This is a genomic window from Microvirga sp. ACRRW (assembly GCF_022346925.1).
GTDB lineage: Bacteria > Pseudomonadota > Alphaproteobacteria > Rhizobiales > Beijerinckiaceae > Microvirga.
In genome coordinates, this window is record NZ_JAKRNJ010000001.1 from 272404 (window position 1) to 285487 (window position 13084).

Sequence of the window (13084 nt, forward strand, 5' to 3'; positions counted from 1 at the left end):
ATCAGCGGCTCGATGGGCTTGAACACATAATCCACCGCACCGGCCGAGTACCCGCGGAAGACATGCATGTCGTCTTTGTTGAAGGCCGTGAGGAACAAGATCGGCACGCGCGAGGAACGTGGCCGGTTGCGGATAAGCCCCGCAACCTCATAGCCGTCGAGACGCGGCATCTGAACGTCGAGAAGAATAGCTGCGAAATCGTGCTTCAAAACCTCGCGCAAAGCAGCCTCGCCGCAATCCGCCTTGATGATTTCGATGCCAGGACCGCGCAGTATCTCTTCGACGGCAATCAGATTCCGGGGATCGTCATCGACCACCAGAATCTTTGCTGGCACGGGATTGGACAAGACGCGTGTCGGAACCTGAAACTGCAGGTCAGCTTCCGGCTTGTCTTGACCGCTATGTTCCATCATGTCCTCAGACCGGCCTCTGTTGCACCATTAGGATGCATCTTCCCCTCAGGCACATAAGTGCTTCGACTTAGTTGAACGCGCAAGACGGCGAGAAGTTGATCGATGTCCACAGGTTTCGAGACATAGTCGGTCGCTCCTGCTTCCAAGCACTTCTCTCTATCACCCTTCATCGCCTTGGCTGTCACGGCAATGAGAGGAATATCCCGATAACGGTCATCTTTCCGGATTTCCCGCATGGTCTCATAGCCGTCCATCTCAGGCATCATGATGTCCACGAGAGCGATGTCTACATCCCGCGTTTCCTTGAGCTTCTCGATGCCCTCCAGGCCATTCTCGGCGAAGATGACCGTGAGGCCGTATTGCTCGAGCGCGCTCGTCAGCGAGAAGATGTTGCGCATGTCGTCATCGATGATCAGCACCTTCCGCCCTTCGAGGGAGGCTTCTCCCTTCGGTTCGACGATGATCTGGTCCTCCTCCGGAATCGCATTGATGGAGCGATGCAGGAACAGTGCCGTATCGTTGAGGAGACGCTCGGAAGAGCCTTCTCCTTTTAGGATCACTGTTGCCGCAATCTGCTCAAGACGGCGCTCCTCGGCGCGGCTGAGATCTTGTCCGGTATAGATCACGATTGGCAGTTCTTCGCCGCCTTTGGTTTTACGGATGCGTTCGATGAGTTCCGCTCCAGGAAGATCGGGCAATCCGAGATCCACTACAGCACAGTCGTATTGACGTGCCTGAATGGTTTCAAGCGCCTCCTCGGCGGTGGCGACGGCGGTGATGTCCACCTCCTCGCCTCTCATGAGTTCGGAGATGCTCATGCGCTGATTCTCATCGTCCTCGACGAGGATCAGCTTCTTTACCGGCCGACTGATGAAATCCTTTGTACGGTTGAGAGCCGCCATCAGGGATTCCCTGTCTACCGGCTTTTCGAGGAATCCAAACGCTCCCGCCCTCAGGCCGCGCTTCTTCTGATCGTCCACCGAAATCACGTGGATGGGAACATGTCGCGTTCTCGGATCGTGCTTGAGCAGATCAAGCAGCGCCCATCCATCCATGTCGGGCAGACCGATGTCGAGAGTAACCGCATGCGGCTTGTAGCGATGCGCAAGCGCTAGAGCCGCCGCGCCATCCATGGCAATCAATCCTTTGAAGCCCTGCTCCCGGGCAAGCTCCAACAGAACGGATGCGAACATCGCGTCATCCTCGATGATCAGCACCACCCGATCACCCGACACAATGGCGTGCCTGTCATCAAGCGATGCCGACAGCGCCATGGGAGCCGATGGCTGTCGTAGGATGGTGGATGCCACGTCCTCCGCAGCAACCGCTGCTCCGTTACCATTACCCCGAAGGCTTGAGGCCTGGGGTTGCGTGCTGTGGTTCGCGGGCGGCTCGACAGGCACAAACAGGGTGAAGGTTGAGCCTTGTCCAGGTACGCTCGACACTACGATCTCACCTCCCAACAGACGTGCGATCTCACGGCTGATCGACAGGCCAAGGCCGGTTCCGCCATACTTGCGGCTGGTTGTGCCATCGGCCTGCTGGAACGCCTCGAAAATGATGCGCTGTTTGTCCTCTGGAATGCCGATACCGGTATCCGTGACAGCAATGGAAATCCATTGGCTGCCTGCCCGCAGTGGGGAGCCCTCGGCCGAGCCGATATGAAGCCTCACCCCTCCGCTCTCGGTAAATTTGAAGGCGTTGGAGAGAAGGTTTCGCAGAACCTGCTGCAATCGCTTCGAATCCGTCCGGATCGTGGACGGCATGTTCTCATCCAAGTCGATATGGAAATCGAGCTTCCGCTCCTCGGCAATCTGACGGAAGGTTCTTTCCATATGATTGACCAGATCCTTGAAGCCTACCTTGGTGACTTCCAGGCTGACGGTGCCGGACTCGATCTTCGACAGATCGAGGATGTCGTTGATCAAGGCGAGAAGATCGGAACCCGCCGCGTGAATCGTCTTGGCGAACTCCTTCTGCTTGTCAGTGAGATTTCCATCTGGATTCTCGGTAAGAAGCTTCGACAGGATGAGAAGTGAGTTGAGCGGCGTGCGCAGCTCATGACTCATGTTCGCCAGGAACTGAGACTTGTAGCGTGACGTCAGAGAAAGCTGCTCGGCCTTTTCCTCCAGAGCCGTTTTGGCCATGGAGACTTCGCGATTCTTGTCCTCGACTTCCTGCTTCTGCAGCTCGAGCAGGCGCGCCTTGTCCTCCAATTCCTCATTGGATTTCTGCAGCGCTTCCTGCTGCTGGCGCAGAAGCTCCTCGGACTGGCGCAAGGTCGCGGCCTGCTGCTCCAGACGGTCGTTGGTGTTCTTCAATTCCTCCTGCTGGCTCTGCAGCTCAGTGGTGAGAAGCTGCGACTGCTTAAGCAGGCCTTCCGTCCGCATATTCGCAGCGATGGTGTTGAGAACGATACCGATGGATTCAGTGAGTTGATCAAGGAACGACTGGTGAGTTTCCGAGAAACGGCTGAACGAGGCTAGCTCGATGACGGCCTTCACCTCTTGTTCGAACAGCACCGGCAGAACGATGATGTTGAGCGGGGGAGCCTCGCCAAGCGCAGAGCTGATGGCGATGTAATCGCCCGGAGCATTGGAGACGAGGATGCGCTTCTTCTCGTAGGCCACCTGTCCGACGAGACCTTCCTTGAGACGGAAGCGGTTGTTGAGGTGCTTTCGCTCCGTGAAGGCATAGGATGCAACCAGCTCCAGCATCGGCTCGCTACCATCGCCGTCGACCGTGTAGAACACGCCGTGCTGTGCATTCACCAGCGGAGCGATCTCCGACAGGATCATGTTGGACACGGTGGTGAGATCGCGCTCGCCCTGCAGCATGCGCGTGAACTTGGCGAGGTTGGTCTTGAGCCAGTCCTGTTCCGCATTCTTGAGCGTCGTATCGCGCAGATTGCGGATCATTTCATTGACGTTGTCTTTCAGCGAGGCCAGCTCGCCGGAGGCTTCTACCGAGATCGATCGGGTCAGGTCGCCCTTCGTCACGGCGGTTGCCACATCCGCGATGGCGCGCACCTGAGTGGTCAGGTTCGCAGCCAGCTGGTTCACGTTGTCGGTCAGGTCGCGCCACAGGCCAGCTGCGCCCGGCACCCTCGCCTGTCCGCCCAGCTTTCCTTCGACACCCACCTCGCGGGCCACGTTCGTCACCTGATCGGCAAAGGTCGCGAGCGTATCGATCATCTCGTTGATCGTGTCCGCGAGCGCGGCGATTTCGCCCTTGGCATCCACGGTGAGCTTGCGCTTGAGGTCACCCTCTGCGACCGCCGTCACGACGCTGGCGATACCACGCACCTGACCGGTGAGGTTGTTCGCCATCATGTTCACGTTATCGGTGAGGTCTTTCCACGTGCCGGCAACACCGCGCACCTGCGCCTGGCCACCGAGCTTGCCCTCGATACCCACCTCACGCGCCACACGCGTCACTTCCGAGGCAAAGGAGTTGAGCTGGTCCACCATGGTGTTGATGGTGGATTTCAACTCCAAAATTTCCCCACGGACATCCACTGTAATCTTCTTCGAGAGGTCGCCGTTCGCGACCGCCGTCGTGACCTCGGCGATGTTGCGCACCTGACCGGTCAGGTTCGCGGCCATCATGTTCACGTTGTCGGTCAGGTCCTTCCAGACACCGCCGACACCACGCACCTGGGCCTGGCCGCCGAGCTTTCCTTCCGTGCCCACTTCACGCGCCACGCGGGTCACTTCGCCAGCGAAGGAGTTGAGCTGGTCCACCATCGTGTTGATGGTGTTCTTCAACTCAAGGATTTCGCCCTCAACCGCCACAGTGATCTTCTTCGAGAGATCGCCATTCGCGACCGCCGTCGTGACTTCAGCGATGTTACGGACCTGACCGGTGAGGTTCGCAGCCATCATGTTCACGTTGTCGGTCAGATCTTTCCAGGTACCGGCAACACCACGCACCTGGGCCTGACCGCCGAGCTTTCCTTCCGTGCCTACTTCCTTCGCGACGCGCGTCACTTCGGACGCGAAGGAGTTGAGCTGGTCCACCATCGTGTTGATGGTGTTCTTCAATTCCAGAATCTCGCCGCGCACTTCCACAGTGATCTTCTTGGAGAGATCACCCATAGCGACAGCTGTCGTAACTTCAGCGATGTTTCTCACCTGTCCGGTGAGGTTTGCGGCCATTAGATTCACGTTATCGGTGAGATCTTTCCAGGTGCCTGCAACGCCTTCCACACGGGCCTGTCCACCGAGCTTACCCTCGGAGCCCACCTCGCGCGCCACGCGGGTCACTTCCCCCGCGAAGGAGTTGAGCTGATCGACCATGGTATTGATGGTGTTCTTCAGCTCCAGAATCTCGCCGCGGACCTCGACAGTAATCTTCTTCGACAGGTCACCATTCGCCACAGCCGTGGTGACCTCGGCGATGTTACGCACCTGTCCGGTCAGATTCGCGGCCATCAGGTTCACATTGTCGGTCAGGTCTTTCCACGTGCCGGCAACGCCGCGCACCTGCGCCTGGCCGCCGAGTTTGCCTTCCGAACCCACTTCGCGGGCCACGCGGGTCACTTCCGAGGCAAAGGAGTTGAGCTGGTCCACCATGGTGTTGATGGTGTTCTTCAGCTCAAGAATTTCACCACGCACTTCCACCGTAATCTTCTTCGACAGGTCGCCATTCGCGACCGCCGTCGTGACCTCGGCGATGTTGCGCACCTGCCCGGTCAGGTTCGCGGCCATCATATTCACGTTCTCGGTCAGGTCGCGCCAGACACCGCCGACGCCTTCCACTTGCGCCTGTCCGCCAAGTTTGCCCTCCGAACCCACTTCCTTCGCGACGCGGGTCACTTCGGACGCGAATGAATTCAGCTGATCCACCATGGTATTGATGGTCGACTTCAGCGCAAGAATTTCGCCCTTCACATCTACGGTGATCTTCTTCGAAAGGTCGCCCCGAGCGACCGCCGTCGTGACCTCGGCAATGTTGCGCACCTGCCCGGTCAGGTTCGCGGCCATCATGTTCACGTTGTCGGTCAGGTCCTTCCAGACGCCGCCGACACCGCGCACCTGCGCCTGGCCACCGAGCTTTCCTTCCGTGCCCACTTCGCGCGCCACGCGGGTCACTTCGCCTGCGAAGGAGTTGAGCTGATCCACCATCGTGTTGATGGTGTTCTTCAATTCCAGAATCTCGCCCTTCACGTCTACAGTGATCTTTTTCGACAGATCGCCCATAGCGACCGCCGTGGTAACCTCGGCAATGTTACGCACCTGGCCAGTGAGGTTCGCGGCCATCAAATTCACGTTGTCGGTGAGATCTTTCCAGGTACCGGCAACGCCCTTCACCTTGGCCTGCCCACCCAGCTTACCTTCCGAACCTACTTCGCGAGCCACGCGGGTCACTTCGGAGGCGAAGCTGCCGAGCTGGCCCACCATGGTGTTGACCACCTTGCCGATGCGCAGGAACTCGCCGCGCAAGGGGCGCCCTTCGGTTTCGAGCTCGATGGTCTGGCTGAGATCGCCCTTCGCCACGGCGCCGATCACACGAGCCACTTCAACGGTCGGCTGGACAATGTCACCGATCATGGAGTTGACAGAATTAACGCAATCACTCCAGCAGCCGGTCGCACCATCCAGGCGCCCTCGCTCGCTGATGCGCCCCTCTTTGCCAACCACCTTCGCAACGCGATCGAGCTCACTGGCAAGGCCTTGGTTCAAGTCTGCTATGTCGTTGAAAGCTTCCGCAATCTCGCCGTCGATGCCAGTCATGTCGGATGGCAAGCGAACCGAAAAGTCGCCTTTCCGGAAAGCACGCAAGACTTTGAGCAGCAGCCTGGGATCAAGCTGCGATGTGGCAGATTCAACTTGTGGCATGAAGCCCCCCGTAACACTTCCGGGCAACGGCCCGGCACCCCTTTGCTATACGGACGACCGACGGGTGTTCGCACCACCTCTGGACGGAAGCCGACCATCCATAACGTAGGCGCTAGTGAAAAGTTCCAAGGGGAAGCGTGGCAGTTTGGGTGCCGCTTATGCGAATTTAATGCCAGCAATCGCGATGATACATCAGATCATAATAGACTCTTGCCAACGCTGTCCCTCCTGCAATTTCAAACCTTTATCCCAAGGTGGATTGGGACCGAAACGCTGCGCCAGAAAATCAACGAAAGCCCGTACCTTGGCTGGAGGATGACGGTTGGAAGGATAGACGGCAAAGACACCAGGCAGTTCGAGCATGGGCTGGTCGAGCATCAAAGCGACAAGCCGCCCCGCCCGTAACTCGTCGCTTACGACGAAGGTGGGCTCATAGATAAGCCCCTGTCCCGCGACGGCCGCCGCAACCAGAGCATCCCCGTTGTTGACGCGGAGATTGCCCTTGATGGCCACCTTCGCTTTGCCGTCGGCACCAAATGCCCATTCGTTCGGCCCAAGGGCGCGTGAGAGGGTGTAGCCGAGGCAGTTATGGTCAACGAGTTCCGCCACGGTCCTGGGCGTACCCCGCTCCGCGAGATAAGTAGGAGAGCCACAGAGCGCGAGGCGGCATGGAGCAATCCTGCGAGCGACCATTGTAGAATCCTGCAATCGCCCGATGCGTACGGCCACATCCCATCCTTCCTCGATCAGATCGACGAAGCGGTCGTTCAACCCAAGATCGATCGTTACAGCAGGATGAAGGCGTGTGAATTCGGCCATCAGAGGTGCGACCTCGCGGAAGCCGAATGACAACGGAGCATTCACCCGCAGCACGCCCTGTACTTCGAGACGCTCTGCCGATGCAGCAGCTTCGGCTTCCTCGACCTCCGCCAGAATGCGCTCGGCGCTCTCGAGATAACGCCGCCCGGCCTCAGTCAGCGTCAGGCGCCGGGTAGTCCGGTGGAGGAGCTTTACGCCCAGCCGCTCCTCGATGGCACCAACATGCTTGGTCGCCATGGTTTGCGAGATGCCGAGAGAGCGTGCGGCCGCAGACAGGCTGCCCAGGGCAACCACTCGTACGAAAATCTGCATTCCGGTGACACGATCGAGCATAAACCTCACTCCATAAGAGTGAAGCCTTATCGACCCAATCCGAATTATCAACTCACAAGGTGAGGCCTGAGTGATCCAGCTGCTCTCAAGCGCTCGACCCAAGAGGCAATTCAAATACGCCGAAACCGCCAACTGGCGGAGCTGGGGACCCTGAGCTGGTCTGCTGCATTAGGAAATTGGAAAATTTCTTCTCCAGTTTCTGAAGGGCCTATAGGCAGGCACTATTTTCACATCTATATAGAAGCAATAACTTATTTAACATAAGGATAACGTTAAATGGCAGCTTATGGAGCTCTGGATCTGATCGGCCGGACGCCCCTCGTTGAGGTGACCTCTCTGGATACCGGTCCCTGCCGGCTGTTCCTAAAGCTCGAGAGCTCCAATCCTAGTGGTTCGATCAAGGATCGCCCTGCCCGGGCCATGATCGAAGCGGCAGAGAAAAGCGGCACCCTGAAACCTGGCGGCACCATCATAGAGGCCACGGCTGGCAACACGGGTGTGGGCCTTGCCCTGGTGGGCGCCAGCAAGGGCTACCGCACTCTTCTCGTTGTTCCCGACAAGATGTCCCGCGAGAAAGTACTCCATGCCAAAGCTCTCGGCGCCGAGGTTGTCATCACGCGCTCGGATGTGGGCAAGGGTCATCCCGATTATTATCAGGACCTCGCACAGAAGATCACGAACGAGACTCCTGGGGCGGTCTATATCAACCAATTCGAGAACCCGGCCAATCCAGCGGCGCACGAGGCGAGCACTGGTCCTGAGATCCTAGAAGGAATGGAAGGCGACGTGGATGCCGTTGTGGTCGGCGTCGGGTCCGGCGGCACGCTGACGGGCATCGGACGCTACCTCAAGAAAGTTTCTCCCAAGACGGAGATGGTTCTCGCCGATCCTGCAGGCTCGATCCTGGCTCCTCTTGTGGAAACGGGAGAGATGACAGAAGCCGGCTCCTGGGCCGTCGAAGGCATCGGTGAGGATTTCGTGCCGCCGAATTGCGATCTTTCCCTGGTGAAGAAAGCGTATTCCATCAGCGACAAGGAGAGCTTCTCAGCCGCCCGCGATCTTCTGCGCAAGGAAGGCATTCTCGCAGGCTCGTCCTCCGGCACATTGCTGGCGGCGGCCCTTCGTTATTGCCGTGAACAGACGGAACCCAAGCGCGTCGTAACGCTCGTTTGCGATACGGGCGCCAAATATCTGTCGAAGGTGTTCAACGATGCGTTCATCGCGCAGGAAGGCTGGCTTGACCGCGCGCCCACCGGCACGGTGCGCGATGTGGTGATCAACCCATTCGGCGAAGGCGCGACGATCTTCGTCTCTCCCAACGAGACCATCCGCTCCGCCTTCGCGCGTATGCGCTCCTCCGATATTTCGCAGCTCCCCGTCATCGAGGATGGCCGTGTCGTCGGTCTCATCGATGAAAGCGACATTCTCGATGCGCTTGTCGCAAACGAGAATGCCCCACAAAATGTCTTCAACAAACCCGTACGCGAGATCATGGTCACTCGTTTGCAGACCATTGCGGCGCACGCCCCCGTGAAGGATCTCCTTCCCCTTTTCGCTGCCGGACTCGTGCCGGTGATCATGGACGGCGACAATTTCGTCGGCCTCGCCACCCGTATCGACCTCATCAACTTCTTCCGGATTCAAGCCTGATGACCACCCGCAACCAACTCGCCTTCTCAACCCGCTGCATTCATGCGGGGCAGACCCCGGACCCGACGACGGGTGCGGTGATGATGCCCATCTACGCCACTTCCACCTTTGCTCAGGAAAGCCCCGGCGTTCACAAGGGCTTTGAATACGCGCGCTCGCAGAACCCCACACGGATGGCTTTCGAGCGCTGCATCGCGGACCTCGAAGGGGGCGCAGCGGCCTTTGCTTTCTCATCGGGTCTGGCCGCCAGTGCGACGGTACTCGACATGCTGGAGCATGGTTCACACATCATCGCATCAGACGATCTCTATGGCGGCACGCGCCGCCTTTTTGAGAAGGTGCGCAGGCAATCCGCCAATCTCGACATTACTTATGTCGATCTCGGCAACCCCGATGCCGTGAAAGCAGCCCTGCGCCCCAACACACGTCTCGTCTGGGTTGAAACGCCCACCAATCCCCTCCTGAAGCTCGCCGATCTTGAAGCAATTGCGCAAGCGACGCGCGGCCACGGGACGCTGCTGGTCGCCGACAATACCTTCGCAAGCCCGTGGGTACAGCGCCCGCTGGAATTCGGCTTCGACATCGTCGTGCACTCCACGACGAAATATCTCAACGGCCATTCGGATATGGTCGGCGGCGTCGTGATCGTCGGGCAGAACCAGGAGGTTCGTGAAAAAATCGCATATCTTCAGAATGCTGTTGGCTCGATCTCCGGTCCTTTCGACAGCTTCCTGGCTTTGCGCGGCTTGAAGACCCTGTCGCTGCGCATGGAACGGCACTGCACGTCGGCTCTGAAGATAGCTGAATTCCTTGATGCCCATCCGCAGGTCGATGGCGTGATCTATCCTGGCCTTGCCTCACATCCTCAACACGAGCTGGCAAAGCGTCAGATGCGCGGCTTCGGCGGCATCATCACGGCCCGCATCAAGGGCGGCCTCGACGGCGCGACACGCTTCCTGGAACGTTGCCAGCTCTTCACCCTGGCGGAAAGTCTCGGTGGCGTGGAAAGCCTCATCGAGCATCCGGCCATCATGACCCATGCCTCCGTACCGCCGCACGTACGCGCTGAGCTCGGCATCGACGACGGGCTGGTGCGCTTGTCGGTTGGCATCGAAGACGCCGACGACCTGATTCAAGATCTTCGCTCGGCGCTCGCTTAAGTGGAGTTATATTTTGACAAGGCCCGGGATTGCTCGGGCCTTGTCAGCATTCAATGAAGCCTCTGCGTCATCCGCTTGATGGTTGCATCGAGCAAGGCCATGGCGGCGTCTCTGCTCGCGCTCGACAGCGCAGTCATGTCAGCCTCCCCCCTGCTCTCGCTCGCGGTTTCCAGAAGAGCGTAATAAGCCTGATCACGCTTCGGGCCATTGGCTTCAGCTTTAAGAGCACTGATCGCATCGATGATACCGGCATGCTGCCCTGCATCGACGAGCGCGCGCGCTCTCTTCAGGAGTTGGAGAACGGTTATCTGATGATTCATGACGATGAGCCCCATCGCAACCGGATTATGTCTTTCTAACCCTGGCTGCTCCTGCAGCATGGGGGAGTCTGAGTTTCCCGACAAGGGACCGCTGGGTGATGCGACGCCGAACCACAGCCGCCCAGGCGTCCACCTATCTGGGCAGTATGATCGAACGAGGCCAGCGCCTCGGGTGGGCAATGGCAATGAGATCAATTACAAGTTTCAAGAATTTCAAAAACACGTCTGAAAGGCATCTGATTACCCTGAGGCTATAGAGGCCCTCCCTAGAGGAAGGCTTTGTAAAACCAATTGGTCGGATAGCTCGAATTCACCGCTTCTCTCTGCGGAACAGCAGATTGAACTAATATTTTTTTGACTTTCCCTATCTAAATCCAGAGTTTTCATCTGGACGCCCGTCAGATAGCCTTGCTCCATAATCACATAAAAAGTAAATCTTGGTCACGTTTTCGCCCCATTCAGAAACCAAAACCCGCCTCGTAGTGCTTTTAAGTACAAACCCTCGGATTTTTATTTTACGAGGGAATATTAGAGTATTTTTTCTGAGTTTCGATTATTTCTGCAAGCATCTAAAAGGTTTTACGTCCTACTAGTCCACTTTCACCAACCTTCTTGATCCTGAAACAGCGCCCAGCAAATCGCTTTGATTTGCGGACGATCATTTTTGCGCGATCGTTCATCAGGCGCGGCCTGCGTTTCAAACGAGAAATATTTAATTTTAAGAGAGAAATACTATGGCTACGATTTATGTTTCGACCACGGGCAGCGACTCGAGCTCCGGCGCCTCCGGCAGCCCCGTTAAAACCATCACCAAAGCTGCACAGCTTGCTAAGGCTGGCGACACCGTGATTGTTGGCGCCGGCACCTATAAGGGCCTCGTCAACATCAGCTCCAGCGGCACTGCATCCGCACCGATCACCTATAAGGCGGCCGACGGCGCCAAGGTCGTCATCGACGGAGCAGGCACCCCCACCAACAGCTCGCTCGTTACGATCAGTGGCGATTATGTCGTGTTCCAGGGCTTCGAGGTTCAGAACGCGCAGCGCACCGGCATCAGCCTGTGGGAGTCGCATGACGTCAAAGTGCTGAACAACAAGGTGCACGATACCGTGCGCGCCGGTATCTTCTCGGGCGCCAGCGGCGCGGGCAGCTCCTACAACAACCTCATCGAGGGCAACGAGGTCTGGAACACCGTCAAGGAAAACACCTCGAAGAACTCGTCGAGCGGGTGGGCGCAGGCTATCGGCGCCTACGCATCGGACAACATCACCATCCGCAACAACACGTCCTACGACAACTGGGGCGAAGGCATCGGCGTTCAATCCACCATGAATGCCAAGATTCTGAACAACACCACGCACGACAACTTCAGCGTCAACATCTATCTCGACAACGCGCAGGCTGCAGTGGTGCAGGGCAACACGGTCTACACCACCAACGACACTACATACTACCGCAATGGCAAGGCTGCCTGGGGCATCCGCATCGCCAACGAGACCGTGGATCGTCCGCTGCCGTCCAAGGACATCGTGATCACCAACAACGTACTGGCCGGCTCGGGCGAGATCGGCTACGGCGCCTATGAGGCGAACTCGGGCCTGATCAACCCCACGATCCAGAACAACACGTTCTACTCGACCTACACGCAGATTCCGAACCTGGGAGGCGGCACGCCCACGACGCCGACTCCCATCCCTCAGCCCACGGACAACCCGGTCAAGGCAGTCGCTGATCTGTACAACGCTAGCGAAGATACGGCCCTGACAGTCACCGCTTCCAAGGGCGTGCTCGCCAACGACACTGCTGTCGATGGTGGCAAAGTGGCCGTTGCCGGGACCTTCGCTACGACCAAGGGCGGCAGCGTGAAGCTCAGCGCCGACGGCTCCTTCGTCTATACGCCGAAGACCGACTTCTTCGGTTCGGACAGCTTTACCTACACCGTAAAGGACGCCGACGGCGACGCCGCCACCGGCACCGTCACGTTCGCTGTGGCCGATGTAGCCGAGACTCCCACGACACCGACTACTCCGACGACGCCGACGACGCCGACGAACCCCAGCACGCCCATCCCCTCGCCGGTGAAAGTCATCAACGGTACGAGCAGCGCAAACACCCTCACCGGCACCTCAGGCGCCGATAAGATCGATGGCAAGACTGGCAACGACAAGATCGACGGGAAAGCTGGCAATGATATTCTGATCGGCGGCGCTGGCCAGGACACCTTCACGTTCAGCACCAAGCCGAGCGGCGCGAATGTAGACACGATTGTCGACTTCAAGTCGGGTGAGGACATAATCGACCTCAACAACTCGGTGTTCACCAAGCTCAAGGACGGCAAGCTATCGTCGAGCGCTTTCGTTGTCGGCGAGAAGGCGTTGGATTCTTCCGACCGCATCATCTACAACGACAAGACGGGCGCTCTGTACTACGATGCAGATGGCACGGGTTCCACCAAGGCGGTGAAGTTCGCCGTCATGGAAAACCACGTCAAGCTCGCGGCATACGACTTCTACATCATCTAAAGATAAGTCTTATCCACATTGAAGATG

Annotated in this window: 6 protein-coding genes and 1 pseudogene; 3 read left to right on the forward strand and 4 right to left on the reverse strand. The window is 58.1% G+C overall.

What is annotated here, in order from left to right; all coding sequences use genetic code 11:
• Nucleotides 1-44: 44 nt before the first annotated feature.
• The 3 genes and pseudogenes from MHY87_RS01400 to MHY87_RS01410 all read right to left on the reverse strand — a co-directional run.
• Nucleotides 45-413 (reverse strand): annotated as a pseudogene (locus MHY87_RS01400) (PleD family two-component system response regulator); the annotation flags it as partial.
• On the reverse strand, nucleotides 410-6253 hold the full coding sequence (locus MHY87_RS01405) for a HAMP domain-containing protein (protein ID WP_239348649.1): 5844 nt from the start codon (nucleotides 6251-6253) through the stop codon (nucleotides 410-412). The gene MHY87_RS01405 and the pseudogene MHY87_RS01400, both read right to left, overlap by 4 nt.
• Nucleotides 6254-6445: 192 nt before the next feature.
• Entirely contained in the window at nucleotides 6446-7405 is a 960-nt protein-coding gene (locus MHY87_RS01410; protein ID WP_239348651.1) for a LysR family transcriptional regulator, read from the reverse strand.
• A 276-nt stretch (nucleotides 7406-7681) separates the two neighbouring features.
• Here MHY87_RS01410 and MHY87_RS01415 point away from each other — a divergent pair, with 276 nt between their 5' ends.
• Both MHY87_RS01415 and MHY87_RS01420 read left to right on the forward strand, forming a co-directional pair.
• Nucleotides 7682-9055: a pyridoxal-phosphate dependent enzyme gene (locus tag MHY87_RS01415; protein ID WP_239348653.1), complete on the forward strand. Its 1374-nt coding sequence runs from the start codon at nucleotides 7682-7684 to the stop codon at nucleotides 9053-9055.
• Complete coding sequence (locus MHY87_RS01420; protein WP_239348655.1) at nucleotides 9055-10215, forward strand: cystathionine gamma-synthase; 1161 nt, start codon at nucleotides 9055-9057, stop codon at nucleotides 10213-10215. The genes MHY87_RS01415 and MHY87_RS01420 overlap by 1 nt, the downstream gene beginning before the upstream one ends.
• Before the next feature lie 50 nt (nucleotides 10216-10265).
• Here MHY87_RS01420 and MHY87_RS01425 read toward each other — a convergent pair whose 3' ends face one another.
• Complete coding sequence (locus MHY87_RS01425; RefSeq protein ID WP_239348657.1) at nucleotides 10266-10535, reverse strand: hypothetical protein; 270 nt, start codon at nucleotides 10533-10535, stop codon at nucleotides 10266-10268.
• 734 nt (nucleotides 10536-11269) lie between these two features.
• Here MHY87_RS01425 and MHY87_RS01430 point away from each other — a divergent pair.
• Entirely contained in the window at nucleotides 11270-13057 is a 1788-nt protein-coding gene (locus tag MHY87_RS01430; protein ID WP_239348659.1) for a right-handed parallel beta-helix repeat-containing protein, read from the forward strand.
• Nucleotides 13058-13084 lie beyond the last annotated feature (27 nt).